This window comes from Neisseria sp. P0008.S004, assembly GCF_051962755.1.
In the GTDB taxonomy this organism is placed as follows: Bacteria; Pseudomonadota; Gammaproteobacteria; order Burkholderiales; family Neisseriaceae; genus Neisseria; species Neisseria subflava_A.
Window position 1 is genome coordinate 41,211 of sequence record NZ_JBQCUZ010000003.1, and the last position, 15,666, is coordinate 56,876.

Genomic DNA, 15,666 nt, shown 5'->3' on the forward strand with positions numbered 1-15,666 from the left:
ATGAAATAAGTTTTAACATTTATTAACAATAATCTCATCTGACATAATTTTAACGGCTGTGCTTGCGTACCAATTCTGCCAATGCCGCCGCCAATTCGGGATGTTTGCCTTCCAATTTGGCTGCCGCCTCGTCAAAACTGTCTAAAGCTGCCTCGCTCAATCGCAAACTATTGGTTTTCGGCTGAGTCGGAGGCTTGGGGACTACCCTGACCACCACTTCCCTTACCCCTGCATGCAATGCTTGCAACTTGGGCAACATGGCAGGCAGGATCATCTTCAAACGCGAAGCAGCCATATTGTTGGCGGCAAGCAAGACCAATCTTCCGTCTTCTACGCAGGCCGTCTGAAAATGCAGATGCAGGTTGGCCGGCAAAACCGTTTTGATTTTTGCATCCAATTTCCGCCATTGTTGCGATTGTTGCAACAAGCCCGCCAATAAATGATCGCGCTTGCCTAATTGTGCTAAATCCATATATTTCAGACGGCCTCTCAGTAAATTAACCAAACAATTACAATTGAAATACAGCAAAACCGCCTTTATTTCAAACAGCATTACCGCGTTATACAAGCGCTTGTGTTAAAATCCCAATTTCGCCCACTATTATATCAAGGCGCAGGAATTATTCATGCTGACAAACATTGCTAAGAAAATCTTCGGCAGCCGCAACGACCGCCTGCTGAAACAATATCGTAAATCCGTTGCCAAAATCAACGCGCTTGAGAAACAAATGCAGGCCTTGAGCGATGCAGAACTGCAAGCTAAAACAGCCGAATTCAAACAACGTCTCGCCGATGGACAAAGCCTGGACGACATCTTGGTCGAAGCCTTTGCCGTCTGCCGCGAAGCATCGAGCCGTGTATTGGGCATGCGCCACTTTGATGTACAGCTGATCGGCGGTATGGTCCTGCACAACGGCAAAATCGCCGAAATGCGTACCGGTGAAGGTAAAACTCTGGTGGCCACCCTTGCCGTTTATCTGAATGCATTGTCAGGAAAAGGCGTACACGTCGTTACCGTAAACGACTACCTCGCCTCCCGTGACGCGAGCATTATGGAGCCGTTGTACAACTTCTTAGGCTTGAGCGTCGGCGTGATCGTCGCCGATTTGCAACCTTTTGAACGCCAAACTGCTTATGGTGCCGACATTACTTACGGTACAAACAACGAGTTCGGTTTCGACTACCTGCGCGACAATATGGTGACCGACCAATACGACAAAGTTCAACGTGAATTGAACTTTGCCGTTGTCGACGAAGTGGACTCCATTCTGATTGACGAAGCGCGTACGCCGCTGATTATTTCCGGCCAGGCGGATGACAACATCCAGCTCTACCGTGTAATGAACGCTGTTCCTGCCCACCTTATCCGCCAAGAAACCGAAGAAGGCGAAGGCGATTACTGGGTAGATGAAAAAGCACACCAAGTCATCCTGAGCGAAGCCGGTCACGAACACGCCGAGCAAATCCTGACCCAAATGGGCTTATTGCAGGAAAACGATTCGCTCTACTCTGCCGCCAATATTTCCCTGATGCACCACCTCATGGCGGCATTGCGCGCACACACCCTGTTCCACAAAGACCAACATTACGTCATTCAAGACGGCGAAATCGTGATTGTGGACGAATTTACAGGCCGTCTGATGGCCGGCCGCCGCTGGTCCGAAGGCTTGCACCAAGCTGTTGAAGCTAAAGAAGGCGTAGAAATCAAACGCGAAAACCAAACGCTTGCATCTATTACCTTCCAAAACTACTTCCGCCTGTACAGCAAACTGTCCGGTATGACTGGTACGGCCGACACCGAAGCCTTCGAGTTCCAAAGCATTTACAACCTCGAAACCGTCATCATCCCGACCAACCGTCCTGTACAACGTAAAGACTTCAACGACCAAATCTTCCGCTCAGCCGAAGAAAAATTTGAAGCCGTTGTCAAAGACATCGCCGAATGCCATAAAAACGGCCAACCGGTTTTGGTCGGCACAACCAGCATCGAAAACTCCGAACTGGTTTCTGACTTATTACATAAAGCAGGTCTGCCGCATAACGTTCTGAACGCCAAAGAACACGAGCGCGAGGCATTAATTGTCGCTCAAGCCGGTAAAGTCGGCGCGATTACCGTTGCCACCAACATGGCCGGCCGCGGTACCGATATTGTCTTGGGCGGCAACCTCAAACATCAAATCGAAGCCATCCATGCCGATGAAACCTTGAGCGAACAGCAAAAACAAGCGCAAATTTCAGCCCTTGAAAGCGGTTGGCAAGCTGAACACGACCAAGTTGTGGCCGCAGGCGGTTTGCACATTATCGGTACAGAACGCCATGAAAGCCGCCGTATCGACAACCAGTTGCGCGGTCGTGCGGGCCGTCAGGGCGACCCCGGCTCCAGCCGTTTCTATCTGTCGTTTGAAGACCCATTATTGCGCCTGTTTGCACTCGACCGTGCCGCTGCCATCCTCAACCGTCTGGCACCTGAACGCGGCGTTGCCATCGAACACGGCCTGCTGACCCGTCAAATCGAAGGCGCGCAACGTAAAGTCGAAGGCCGCAACTTCGATATGCGTAAACAGGTTTTGGAATACGATGACGTTGCCAACGACCAACGTAAAGTGATTTACCATCAACGTAACGAAATCCTGACCAGCAAAGACGTCAGCGATTTGACCCGCGAAATCCGCGCCGACGTTATCAGCGACTTGGTTGATTACCACATCCCGCCTGACAGCATGGAAGAGCAATGGGACATTCCGGCACTGGAGCACCAACTTGCCGCCGATTTCCGCCTGCATGTCGATATTAAAGGCTGGCTGAAAGAAGACAGCACTTTGGACAACCAAGACATTAAAGAGCGCCTCATCAAACGCATCGAAGACGAATATGCCGAGAAAGTCGAATTGGTCGGCAAACAGGCCATGTCTGACTTCGAACGCAATGTTATGCTGCAAGTTATCGACAACCAATGGCGCGAACACCTCGCCGCTATGGACTACCTGCGCCAAGGCATCCACCTGCGCAGCTATGCTCAGAAAAATCCGAAACAGGAATACAAACGCGAAGCTTTCGCCATGTTTGAAAATCTGTGGCGCGGTATCAAACAAAACATTGCCGCTTTGCTGACCGCCGTTCAAATCGAGCGCAACAGCGAATACGACCATACTGCCGCACAAAGCGTCAGCGATGTTCAAACCGTCCACTCCGATGCGCCTGATATGGAAGAATTGCTAGGTCAATCGCAAACCGATTTGGTTACCGAAGCATTCGATCCTGACGGCACAGACTTCAGCCCTGAAGCGCTTGCACAAAATGGCCTGATTGTTCACCGCAACGATCCTTGCCCTTGCGGCAGCGGCCTGAAATACAAACAGTGCCACGGTAAATTAAACTAAGCAGTCATCTCAAAAGGCCGTCTGAATAAGTGTAAAAACGAAATCAAAGATTCTCGTTTCACCGTTCAGACGGCCTGAGAATTATCCAAATAAGCAAAAAATTTCCAAACCCAATTTCAAAAGAGTATCCCTATGGCAGGCAATACCTTCGGACAAATCTTTACCGTTACCACTTTCGGCGAAAGCCACGGCGCAGGCTTGGGCTGCATCATTGACGGCTGCCCGCCCGGATTAGAATTGAGCGAAGCGGATATCCAATTTGACCTTGACCGTCGCAAACCCGGCACCAGCCGCCACGTTACCCAACGCCGCGAAGCCGACCAAGTCGAAATCCTCTCCGGCGTATTCGAAGGCAAAACCACCGGTACCCCCATCGCCCTCCTGATCCGCAATACCGACCAACGCAGCAAAGACTATGGCAATATCGCCACCAGTTTTCGTCCCGGACACGCCGATTACACCTACTGGCACAAATACGGTACACGCGACTATCGCGGCGGCGGTAGAAGTTCCGCCCGCGAAACCGCTGCCCGCGTTGCAGCCGGAGCAGTTGCAAAAAAATGGCTGAAAGAAAAATTCGGCACGGAAATTACCGCTTACGTTACCCAAGTCGGTGAAAAAGAAATCCAGTTTGAAGGTTACAAATATATTTCCCAAAATCCTTTTTTTGCAGCAAACCAAAGCCAAATTGAAGACTTGGAAAACTATATGGACAGCGTGCGCAAATCATTGGATTCTGTCGGCGCAAAACTTCATATCGAAGCAGCCAACGTCCCTGTTGGCTTGGGCGAACCGGTTTTTGACCGCCTCGATGCAGAAATTGCCTATGCCATGATGGGCATCAATGCTGTCAAAGGCGTGGAAATCGGTGCAGGTTTTAATAGCGTAACGCAACGTGGCAGCGAACACGGTGACGAGCTCACGCCACAAGGCTTTCTATCCAACCACTCAGGCGGCATCTTGGGCGGCATCAGCACCGGACAAGACATTCATGTAAATATTGCCATCAAACCCACCAGCTCCATCGCCACACCGCGCCGGAGCATTGATATAGAGGGCAACCCTGTCGAGCTTGCCACACACGGCCGCCACGACCCCTGCGTCGGATTACGCGCTGCTCCGATTGCAGAAGCCATGCTGGCATTGGTATTGATTGACCACGCCTTACGCCATCGTGCGCAAAATGCCGATGTTCAGGTTAATACACCAGACATTGCCAAATTGGAAAAATAACCGTTTATTTCTGAATATTCTCAGAAAAATTTAGCCAAATCCCAGTCTTTATACTACAATAGCACCTTATTGCCGTATGACGAAAATACGGATTTATATTAGAGGAATACAACCGCAATGGCACAAGAAACCGCTTTGGGCGCTGCGCTGAAATCTGCCGTCCAAACTATGAGCAAGAAAAAACAGACAGACATGATTGCCGACCACATTTACGGCAAATATGATGTATTCAAACGATTCAAACCGTTGGCCGTCGGTATCGACCAAGACTTGGTTGCCGCCCTGCCCCAATACGACCCAGCACTGATTGCACGCGTACTGGCCAACCACTGCCGCCGTCCGCGCTATCTGAAAGCCCTGGCTCGCGGCGGCAAACGTTTTGACTTGAACAACCGCTTCAAAGGCGAAGTCAGTACAGAAGAACAAACCATTGCCCAACAGCACCCAGCCGTTCAACAGGCATTGGCTGCACAAGCCGAACGTCAAGCCGCTAAGGCTACTACAGAAGCAGAAGTAGCTCCTACTCAAGCCGAGACCAACGAAGCTGCTGAATAATGTTCAGACGGCCGTAAAGGCTTACACTAAATAGAAAAACCCCAATTCAATACGACACTTAAACGTCGATGAATTGGGGCTTTTTTATTACCTTAACCTTATAGCAGACTAATTAAAAATAGCTTTGTTTATCCTCACTAAACCCCAAAATCTTTTCCAAGATATTCCTAATAAGGTATTTCTCTATTACCTTGATTATTCTTGTATCAGTTCAAACATTGAAAAGCATGATTTGTGCATCGTTAAAACAAACTAAAATCTATCCTTTACAAAAATAAGTAAAGGCCGTCTGAAATCTATCTTTCAGACGGCCTTTTGAAATCAAGCAATCAATTAAAACACGGCTTGCAAAACCAAATAGCTGACAACAGACAAAACGGCAGCAGCAGGCAAGGTAATAACCCAAGCAAGGCCGATCGGTTTCATCAATTTCCAGTTGGCATTGCGGTTAACCAAGCCGATACCCAAAACTGCACCTACCAAGATATGGGTACTGGAAACAGGCAAGCCCATAAATGATGCGGCCATCACGACGGCGGCAGCAGAAAGCTCGGCTGAGAAGCCTGACGCGGGATGCATCTCTGCCAAGCTGGTGCCTACGGTTTTAATCACTTCTTTGCCGACAAACCATAAACCGACGATTAAAGCGATACCGAAAGTCAACATGGCAATCGGCGGCACGGCGTTTTGGGCAGTAATGCTGTTGGTACGCAACACATCCATAATCGCGGCAAACGGACCAATCGCATTGGCAATATCGTTCGCACCATGGCTGAATGCGAAACCGCAAGCGGTAAATACCTGCATCCATGAGAACATTTGGAAAGTCGATTTATCCAAATCTTTGCGTTTTAAACTTTTGGCAAATACAAACGTACCCATCCAAATAGCCGCACCGATCATGAAAATGGTCAGGAAGCTGTTGACGTTGCTCATGCCCAAATGCAGATTTTTCAGACCTTTGAAAATCAACATGGCCGCAATCATCATGCCGCCGACAGAAGCGATAAACGGCACCCAAGAGTGCAGGGCTTTGTAAGAATCTACTTCGCCCTTACGGCTGTCAAAGCGGTGCAGACCGCGATAATACTCAGACTGCAATTCTTCAGGATCAAAGTCCGGCTCATCATAAATTTGGGCATCGTGCGCCATTTTGGTGGCGTATTCGACTTTTTCAGATTCACTCAAGGCTTCAAAAAACAGGCGGTGTTCTTCTTTATAGGCTTTCTTCTCCAGCTTGATGCCTTTGAGCGTATTATCGGCCCAAGAGTTGTAGTCCAAAACGTTTTTCTTAATTCGTGAAAACAACAGATAGGAAACGATACCGCCCAATACCGGAGACAAAATCCAAGACAAGGCAATTTCGCCCAACTTGTCCCATTGAATCAGCGCAACGGAATCCACACCGTTCAATGCCGCCATACACAAGGCACTACCGACGATACCGCCGATAATGGCATGTGTCGTGGAAACCGGCAGACCTTTGCGTGATGCGAAAAGCAGCCACAATGCCGCAGCCAAAAGCGCAGACATCATAATAAAGACAAACTGCATCGGATCCAGATGCATGCCATTCAAATCGATAATACCCTTACGGATGGTATCTGTTACCTCGCCGCCGGCAATCACTGCGCCGCTGACTTCAAATACTGCCGCAATCAGCAAAGCTTGCGGAATGGTCAATGTGCCGGAGCCGACACTTGTACCGAAAGAGTTGGCAATATCATTACCACCCACATTAAACGCCATGAAGACGCCGAAAAAGGTAGCAAGGATAAACAGGACTGAGTGGTTGTAGTGGGTATAACCCAAACCCCAATAAATAAAATAGCCGACCATGCTCACAAGCATAGCGGCAAAAACCGTATTAATCAGCTTCAAGTTCGCACTCGACTGAGTTTGAGCCATGGAAAGTTTCCTTTTGGAAAACATGTTGAGTCGCGTTATTTTAACCTTTTTGTAATCTTTCTTGCACCAACTATTTACATTAAATGCCGAAATTCCCGTAAAAACGTCAAAAGGCGTTAAAATGTCGTTTTACCTTCTCTTTCTGTAACCGAAATGCAACCCCAATACTATATCGGCATCATGTCAGGAACCAGCATGGACGGTGCCGATGCCGTACTGATTCAAATGCAGGGCAAGCAATGGCAACGAGCCGTTGCCCACAGCTTTCTACCCTATTCAGACGGCCTGCGCCAAGAATTGTTGGCACTGCAAGACATAGGCGAAAATGAATTGCACAGAAGCAATATCCTGGCGCAAACACTCAGCCGCCTATACGCCCAAACCGTCCAACAACTATTGGCAGAACAAAACCTGTCGGCCAAAGACATTGCCGCGATCGGCTGCCACGGACAAACCATCCGCCATGCGCCTGAACACGGTTACAGCATTCAACTGGTCAACCTCTCCCTGTTAGCTGAACTGACCGGCATTTTCACTGTCGGCGACTTTCGCAGCCGCGACCTTGCCTGCAACGGCCAAGGTGCACCCCTCGTTCCAGCCTTTCACGAAGCGCTGTTTCAAGATGCGAATGAAACCCGCGCCGTACTCAACATTGGCGGTATTTCCAATATCAGTATCCTCCCACACGACAGCCCTTCTTTCGGCTTCGATACCGGCCCCGGCAATATGCTGATGGATGCATGGATGCAACATATTTGGCAGCAGCCTTACGACAAAAACGGGGAAAAAGCTGCACAAGGCAAAATCCTCCCTGATCTGCTCGCTTCCCTGCTCGACCATCCTTATTTCAGCCGCCCTTATCCCAAAAGTACAGGCCGAGAGTTGTTTTCCCTAAGCTGGCTTCAAGGCCATCTGAAAGGTAATGAAAAGCCGGAAGATGTGATACGTACATTGGTCTTTTATACCGCACAAACCATTTTTGACGCGGCCAAACAAGCTGCTCCGGTGATTCATCATCTTTATATCTGCGGCGGCGGCATCCGCAATCCTGTTTTGATGCAAGACTTGGAAACCCTGTTTTCTCCCGACACCAAATTGCACAGTACAGCCAAGCTCCATCTTGACCCGCAATGGGTGGAAGCCGCCGCTTTTGCCTGGCTTGCAGCCTGTTGGTGCAATCAAGTCCCGAGCAATCCCCACCATGCAACCGGCGCACATTCACACCGAATTTTAGGCTCAGGACATTACGGCAACTAAAGTTAAATCAATAAAAAGGCCGTCTGAACATTTTCAGACGGCCTTTACTATATTAGCCTTTCCTTATTCTTCTTCCGGCAAACGATTGATTTTCACACGGGCAATCCGTTGTCCGTCCTTCTCAACCACTTCAAAACGCCAGCCATGATAATCGATGAAGTCGCCCACATCAGGAATACTTTGCAATTCTTCCATAATCAAGCCGGCAACAGTATGGAAGTCCGCATCTTCTTCTTGAGCAGGCAGATTTAACTGGGAAGCCAATTCCACATACTCCAATGCACCATCCACAGACAGCGTTTCATCCTGGCTGGCTGGAGCAGCTTCTTCTTCCTCACGCTCGAATTCCTCTGGGAACTCACCGGCAATGGTTTCCAACAAATCTTTCATGGTCACCATACCCAACACCGCGCCAAATTCATCCACCACCAACGCATAATCCGCGCTGCTTTGACGGAACAATTCAATCGCATTTAACGCCGTCGTACTGTCCGGCAAAATCAATGGCTGGCGCAAGGCCGTCTGAATATTGATTTCTCCCGATTCAAGCAGCTGGTTCAGCAAATCTTTTTTACTGATATAGCCCAAAGGCTCATCTACACCTGCCTTACCGACAACCAACAAACGGCTATACGGCGTATTTTTCAACTGCGCATTTTGTTCTTCCCGACTTTGGGAAATATCCAATTTCTCGATTTCCCGACGCGGAATCATCACGCCCATAATCGGGCGTTCCGCCAAAGTCAGCACGCTGCGAATCATGGATTTTTCGTTTTCTTCAAAATGCTCGTCATCGCCGCCGTTGTCGCCTGCTTTTGCCAAAATGCTTTCGCGGATACCCATCATGCCCAACACATTTTCAGCGGTACGCTTACGCCAAGAAGTGCTGATATAGTCATTTTTACGGGCATTCTTTTGCGAAACCTGATTAAACAGTTCGATCAAAATCGAGAAGCCAATCGCCGCATACAAATAGCCTTTCGGAATATGGAAATGGAAGGCTTCTGCAATCAGGCTGAAACCAATCATCAACAAGAAACCCAAACACAACATCACAACGGTTGGATGCTTGTCCACAAAGGCAGTCAACGGTTTGCTGGCAGAAATCATCACCGTCATCGCCACAACAACCGCACCCATTGCCACCACAATATGATCCACCATCGCCACTGCCGTAATAACAGAATCGATAGAGAAAACTGCATCCAAAATCAAGATTTGCGCCACAACGCCCCAAAAAGCAGAATGCTTCTTCTGCCCTTCAGCAACAGCAAATTGATTGTGGCCTTCAAGTCGTTCGTGCAGCTCGGTAGTCGCTTTATAAAGCAGGAAAATACCGCCGGCAAACATAATCATGTCTTTACCGGAAATCTCCAGGCCGCCCAACTCAAACAAAGGACGCGTCAGCGTCATGATGTGCGCCATAAAGCCCAGCATGAAAATCCGAATAACAACGGCCAAGCCCAAGCCCGTTATCCGCGCCTTATCACGTTGCGACGGCTTAACCTTGTTTGCCAAAATCGCTACGAAAACAAGGTTATCAATACCTAAAACAACTTCCAAAACCAGAAGCGTGGCAAAGCCTATCCAAGTATGCGGCTCTGCCAACCAACTGAAATCCATAATGATTGTGTTCCTTTAAAATACAAAAAGGCAGCCGCTCCGCTTAAAACGGACAGACTGCCAAAGTTCGGACATAAATAAAGGGAAAGAAGCGGTATAACAACTACTCTGCTCTGCGTCTTTCATGAAAAATTTATACCTCGATCAACAATAATGGCAATCAGTTTATCAGTTTGACGAAAGAAAGGCAAAATCTGACAGCATATTTTCTTTTAAAAACAGCCTATACCAGCACTTACCAGCTTTCAGACGGCCTTTTCTTACTTGATAAAACCATCAATCGGCGCATAACCCAAGAAATCTGCCTGTTCATTCAATATCACAACCCATTCTTTACTTCGCGCACTGGTAAACGGCAAGAAATACAACTCTTTCCCATCATTTCTCAGCGAAGCCTGTTCCAAAATTGACTCCTCATTCATGCCACGGGCTTTTGCCAAGACAGACAACGGTTTCATTGCTTTACGAATTTTCTCACGTTCCTGCTGCGAATCTGGCAACCACCAAGAAGGCCTCATACTCGGTTCAACACCTTTCAAAGACAAATCAAGACCTTGGTTAGCTTCGTCCGGGCTCATCGCTTCACGCAACCCAACACGGCGTACGCCAAACCAAGATAAATCCTGCAAATCCTTCGGAGCATGGCTCAAATCATTTACATCAATTTCTGCAGCAGTTACCACATTTATCCTATCGGTTTCGAATGCGGAAACCACTGGACGCGCCAAAGATACGTTGCACAAACCATAAATTAAAGCAGCCAGCTGAATCATGCCGATTAAGGAAAAATCAACAATCCTCTCTTTAAGTTTTTTGCTCGGACTGGCAAGAATCAAAGTCAGCAACGGGCCGCAAACAATATCTACTGAAATGACCAGTTTATATAAAGCCAATCCGCCTGTCAGCTCGGCATACGGATAAGGATACCAAACTCCAAATACTAACAAAGCGGCCAATCCTGCCAAAATCAGACTAATCAACAAATGCCATGCCGCATTTTTTAATGCGAACCGAAAGCGTGGTGAAGAATGTAATGTATGTGCGTTTTCCATAGATAACAATAAGATATTATTTCTTCTATAAATATTATGTATAGCTAAAAAAATAAATGAGATATTTAAATATGCTGGTAGGCCGTCTGAAAATTGAAGCATTAACTGCAATCATCTCACCACGCATTATCAATATATTAAAAATACTAATAAATAGATAAAATAAAAACCACCATGTAACATGGTGGTTTTAAAATTTGGCTCCCCGACCTGGGCTCGAACCAGGGACCTGCGGATTAACAGTCCGTCGCTCTACCGACTGAGCTATCGGGGAATTAAAGATGGAATTATATAGAAAATATCAGAAACCTGTCAAGCAACAATCTATATAAAAACAAAAATATTTTTATATCTTTTTAATTTATAAAAATTTTATAAGATTTCAGCAATTTGTTTGGCTGCACGTTTCGCATCCAACAAAATCAAGCCCAATTTACCGCTTTCTTTTGCCATCAATACCAACACTGCATTTTCACCTGCTTGACTCAACAGAATATAGCCATTTTTACCTTTAACCATTACCTGATCCAACTCACCGCAAGCCAACTCATGTACGGAACGATTGCCCAATGCCAAAAGCGTTGCCGACATCGCACCTACACGGTCTGCATTCAAGTGGGAAGGCAGCATGGTTGCGATCGGCAGGCCGTCTGTAGAAATAACTGCAGAGGCAGTGATATCCGCAGAAGTATTGTTCAAATCGCTTAATACAGAGATTAATAGTTGTTGCATAGTCGCTCCATTCTAAAATAAATATCGGTCAGGCAAAAATCAACGGCTGCCGTATCGGTGATACAGCACTTTAACCAAAGTAACAAAAGCCTCTTTATTTAAGTCAGGCATTCCACCAATTACCAAAATCAGCTTGGTCATGCCAATATACAGGGGGAAAAAGGTCAATTCACTTTGGCCTGAAGGATCACAAATACCCCATGCGCTATTATTGATATGTAGGTTATTGCGAATCAAAAGACGGTGTTTGTCTTCCATTTTGGCTACTTCACTCGCCAAAAGGCCCAACTCTTCCGCAGCCTCGTGATGGAAATTGGCATTGGCAAAATACAAACCGTTTTCATCAGCCAATAAAGCCTTGCCAGAATTAGACAACTGTCCCAACAATGTAGGCAATTGCTCGTCAGTCAAATGGATATCGTCTGTACTGATTTCTTCATCACCATACAAAAATTCCAAGCGTTGGAGCCGATACAGCAGGTTCAAAGCAGTATTGATGTCGCTGGTATCCGCCCATGCCAAGATTTTTTCGCTGCTGATGGTTTCAGACGGCTCTGCACGCAACAGGCCATACAATAAAGTTCTGCTGGCACTGGGCGTATCATTTGAAACAGCATAATACGCACCCGCCGGTGTAATCTTAGGATATAAATTTGCTTGTAAAGAAAGTGTCGCTTCCATCTTATACCTCTAATCCGGGGTCAATTGAGAACAACATGGCAGTAACCAATTGTTTTACATCGTCTTCTCGACGCGCATCAATCTCAAAAACCGGGACATTAAAATTATTCTGTGCTAAATATTTTTGATAAACATCCACGCTTGGTAAGGATCGGATATCCATCTTTGTTACCCCTACAACCAGAGGCGCTTTTTTCAGCAACTCCCGGAATGCATCCAAGAAGAATTGCAGGTCTTTCAATGGATTGCTTCTTGTATTATCCAAAAGAAGCACCAAGCCCATACTGCCTTGGCTCAGAATTTCCCACATGAAATTAAAACGCTCCTGACCAGGCGTACCATACAGATGAACCTTGGTTTCCTCATCCAAATGAATGACACCGTAGTCCATCGCCACAGTCGTGTACCCCTTGCGGACAAGTGTCATATCGGATGCGGATGCATCGGTTTGAACTGGTGGTTCATCAGATAAAGCTGAAATTGCAGTGGTTTTACCTACGCCAACAGGACCGGTAAAGATAATTTTATTTTCTTTCATGACGTGTCCTTTACGATTTACCCAGCAACTTACGCATCAGGCGTTGCAACAGGCCGCGAGGTTGTTCTTTCGACGGACCGGCAATTTTTTGAGCCTCTTTGCTCATTGCTGTTTCAGGTACGTCTTTGCTATTCACATCAATCTGTTCATTCAACGAAGGCGTATTGTTCGCATCAGTTGCAAACTCTGTATCTGTTGCCAAAAAGCCTGTCATATATGTTGCCGATAAATAATTTAAAATATCAGGCATTTCTAAAGGCATAACTTTATAGAGGATGTTCAGATTAACAGACGTTTTTGTCAGAAATGCCGACAGACGCATAGATTCCGGAACATGTGCCAAACGGGTTAAGTTTGGCCACCGCTTGAGTGTAAAAACAGTTTGCGGCGTCATCGGATAAATCAGACGGCCTGATGCAGTCCAAATAGCCATTTGCCACAAGCATGACATAATGGTGACTTTGGCTTTTTCTTTCCATTGAGGATTATCAGGAACAGCCTTACACACGACAGCCAAGTTATCGTTCTTACACAATTTCTCCAACTCATTGGCAGTGACTGTCAACAGTACACGCTGAATACTAGGAAACACGATTAATATCGGCTTGCCTTCATGCAAGACGGCAATATCTTGGTGTCCTTGACTGGCAAATTTCAGCGCACCCAACAAGCCTTTATTTGGATTAAATCGGCGAATGGTTGCTTTTCTAGTGCCATCGGAATTTGATTGTCTTTTATTCTCTTCAGCCGCTTGTTGCTCAGACGGCTCAAAAACATTACCGCCTTGAGCCAGGCTGCGCAAAACAGGAAACAAGGTATCAAATTTGACCGGCTTAGCCAAATAAGGAGTCGTTACTGTCGGCAACTCGGAAGAAAACATAGCCACAGGTACTTCCGGATAAGTTTTCTTCGACTCTTTCCAAGCTTCTACACCTGCCGGAGTATCGGTATCAACCAATACCAAATCCGGTTTTTCATCAGAATCAGGGGAAACGATGACGTAATTCGTCGTATTGTGCATTTTAAATGCCATACGGAATACCGCCTGCTGTTGCTCACCCATCTCCTGTAACATAACCCGTATGGTTTTAATTTTTGGTAAATGATTATTCATCACTCGTACTTTCTACGATTATCTTATTTTTTTGAATATTGGTTCATTCGTTGCAAGAGACGACTCATTGCCAAGACAACCTCTTCAGGCAGGCTGACAACACGTTCACGCAACAAGCGCAGAAATTGTTCCAAACGTCCCCAATCTTCAACGCGTTCGTACAAATCAAACAAGATAATGTACAACTGCGATTCTTGAGGATACTGCAAAACAGCCTGTTCCAAAGTACCGATGGCCAAATCCAACTGACCATAGGCCAACAAAGATTCGACTTCTTTCACAGCTTCATCTGCAGGTGAAGAGCTCGCGCTGATGACTGAAGAGTCTTTTTGAACCAACTCACGATATTTGGCTTTCATCTGCAAAGAACTTGGCTGGATATAACCGCGTTTCAAGCCAATCTCTTTAATTTGCTGTTCAGACGGCCCTTTTTCCAAATCATCAAAAATTTCGTGATAACCAAGGCTATAACCCCAACCAAGCATACGTTCTTTTACTTGACGGCCATATTGACCCAAAGAGTGGTAAAGCTTCCACAGATGCTTGGCAAACTGCCCTACTTCTTCATTCTGATAATCCAGACGCAAGGCATCGATAATGAGACCAGCAGGCTTCGCAGAAGTTTGGATTGCTTTGTTGTATTGATGCAAAGCAGTCTCGTAGCTAATCTTGTCTTTCAGGATTTTTGCACTGCGTTCCGGTTTGGCAAAACCAATAACCGCACCCATCTCTTCAGGGCTGATTTCGCCAAAATCTTTCTTACCTAATACGATAGGCGCATGTTTGCCCATACCAGGAACGACAATACGTTCAACCGAATCGTTCTCAAAGGCAATATGTCCGTCGGAAGCAACTTCGAAACCGCTTTGTTCGCCAATTTGACGATCGACTTCCTGCATATTCCAACCAAGATGATGCTCGGCAAAAACACGCAGGCGCAGGTTAGTAGAATCCAAAGCCAGACCGGCTTTCAGGTATTCGGCTACACTATCTTCTGAAAGTGAGGCACTATGACGCTCAAGTGTATCCGCCAGCATGTCGATATTACCGACCCGCAGATTCAAACCGATTAATTCATGAACCAGCTTTTCCGGAGCGCCGTCTTCCAAAGTATTGAGATAACCGGCCAAAGACTCTGCAGCCTTACTCTCATAGCCGAACTGTTTATAAACCTGATATTCGGTCAACGGATCGACTTCTTGTGCGGAAACAGAAGCTGTTGCATCGTTTGAGCCGCTTCCGCCCCATTCCCAGTCTTGATTATCCGCATTGGAAACTGTCTGGTTCACTTTCTCAATCCAGTCGTTTCCGTCCTCATAGGAGGCTGTATGAGCAGCAGATGTACGGCTGCTTTTTGATGCATGTGCGCTTTGTTTGTCTGAATTGTTACTTTGTTTATGACGAACAAAAAACAACACCAGCAAAAAAAGCACCAGCAAAAGAATAGTTAAAAGTTGATAGTTCAAGAACACCTCCCGGTCTTGTGCTGCAAACTGCATTTATTAACATCTGTTGCTTTACACGCAACTTCAACGCTATTAATTCCCCAAACGAATGATGATAACATGAACGCACCCATTTTCACATTAGAAA

At 46.6% G+C, this 15,666-nt stretch carries 13 protein-coding genes and 1 tRNA gene; 4 read left to right on the top strand and 10 right to left on the bottom strand.

From position 1 onward, the window contains the following. Nucleotides 1–49: 49 nt before the first annotated feature. Complete coding sequence (locus tag ACTHSW_RS03735; protein ID WP_070460140.1) at nt 50–472, bottom strand: DciA family protein; 423 nt, start codon at nt 470–472, stop codon at nt 50–52. Between the two features lie 154 nt (nt 473–626). Here ACTHSW_RS03735 and secA point away from each other — a divergent pair, with 154 nt between their 5' ends. From secA to ACTHSW_RS03750, 3 genes are all read left to right on the top strand, one after another. Further along, entirely contained in the window at nt 627–3,380 is a 2,754-nt protein-coding gene (gene secA / locus ACTHSW_RS03740; protein WP_107810701.1) for a preprotein translocase subunit SecA, read from the top strand. Between the two features lie 132 nt (nt 3,381–3,512). After that, nucleotides 3,513–4,613: a chorismate synthase gene (aroC, locus tag ACTHSW_RS03745; protein WP_070460134.1), complete on the top strand. Its 1,101-nt coding sequence runs from the start codon at nt 3,513–3,515 to the stop codon at nt 4,611–4,613. A gap of 117 nt (nt 4,614–4,730) precedes the next feature. Further along, nucleotides 4,731–5,168, top strand: a complete 438-nt coding sequence (locus ACTHSW_RS03750) for a ProQ/FINO family protein (RefSeq protein WP_070460131.1) — start codon at nt 4,731–4,733, stop codon at nt 5,166–5,168. A 333-nt stretch (nt 5,169–5,501) separates the two neighbouring features. On the opposite strand, the gene ACTHSW_RS03755 is transcribed toward ACTHSW_RS03750, so the two are convergent. Then, nucleotides 5,502–7,076, bottom strand: a complete 1,575-nt coding sequence (locus ACTHSW_RS03755; RefSeq protein WP_070460128.1) for an inorganic phosphate transporter — start codon at nt 7,074–7,076, stop codon at nt 5,502–5,504. A 153-nt stretch (nt 7,077–7,229) separates the two neighbouring features. Here ACTHSW_RS03755 and ACTHSW_RS03760 point away from each other — a divergent pair, with 153 nt between their 5' ends. Next, nucleotides 7,230–8,333: an anhydro-N-acetylmuramic acid kinase gene (locus ACTHSW_RS03760; protein WP_070460125.1), complete on the top strand. Its 1,104-nt coding sequence runs from the start codon at nt 7,230–7,232 to the stop codon at nt 8,331–8,333. Nucleotides 8,334–8,396: 63 nt separating this feature from the next. Here the strand turns inward: ACTHSW_RS03760 and ACTHSW_RS03765 are convergent, their stop codons facing one another. The 8 genes from ACTHSW_RS03765 to ACTHSW_RS03800 all read right to left on the bottom strand — a co-directional run bounded on the left by ACTHSW_RS03765 (nt 8,397) and on the right by ACTHSW_RS03800 (nt 15,572). Continuing rightward, nucleotides 8,397–9,956, bottom strand: coding sequence for a TerC family protein (locus ACTHSW_RS03765; protein ID WP_003684289.1), 1,560 nt, complete (start codon nt 9,954–9,956; stop codon nt 8,397–8,399). Nucleotides 9,957–10,216: 260 nt separating this feature from the next. Then, nucleotides 10,217–11,008 (bottom strand): fimb protein, encoded by a 792-nt coding sequence (locus ACTHSW_RS03770; protein WP_070460121.1) that lies wholly within the window; start codon nt 11,006–11,008, stop codon nt 10,217–10,219. 198 nt (nt 11,009–11,206) lie between these two features. After that, a tRNA-Asn gene (locus tag ACTHSW_RS03775) sits at nt 11,207–11,282 on the bottom strand. Nucleotides 11,283–11,380: 98 nt separating this feature from the next. Further along, on the bottom strand, nt 11,381–11,740 hold the full coding sequence (locus tag ACTHSW_RS03780; RefSeq protein WP_070460119.1) for a roadblock/LC7 domain-containing protein: 360 nt from the start codon (nt 11,738–11,740) through the stop codon (nt 11,381–11,383). Between the two features lie 39 nt (nt 11,741–11,779). Beyond that, a complete protein-coding gene (locus tag ACTHSW_RS03785; RefSeq protein ID WP_070460116.1) occupies nt 11,780–12,421 on the bottom strand; it encodes a peptidase M23 in 642 nt (213 codons plus the stop codon). Between the two features lies 1 nt (nt 12,422). Beyond that, the gene (locus ACTHSW_RS03790) at nt 12,423–12,959 is read right to left on the bottom strand and encodes a GTP-binding protein (RefSeq protein ID WP_003748733.1); all 537 of its coding nucleotides are present in this window, start codon (nt 12,957–12,959) and stop codon (nt 12,423–12,425) included. A gap of 10 nt (nt 12,960–12,969) precedes the next feature. Next, on the bottom strand, nt 12,970–14,073 hold the full coding sequence (locus ACTHSW_RS03795; protein WP_070460113.1) for a response regulator transcription factor: 1,104 nt from the start codon (nt 14,071–14,073) through the stop codon (nt 12,970–12,972). 23 nt (nt 14,074–14,096) lie between these two features. Then, nucleotides 14,097–15,572 (bottom strand): 23S rRNA methyltransferase, encoded by a 1,476-nt coding sequence (locus tag ACTHSW_RS03800; protein ID WP_070460110.1) that lies wholly within the window; start codon nt 15,570–15,572, stop codon nt 14,097–14,099. Between the last annotated feature and the right edge of the window lie 94 nt (nt 15,573–15,666).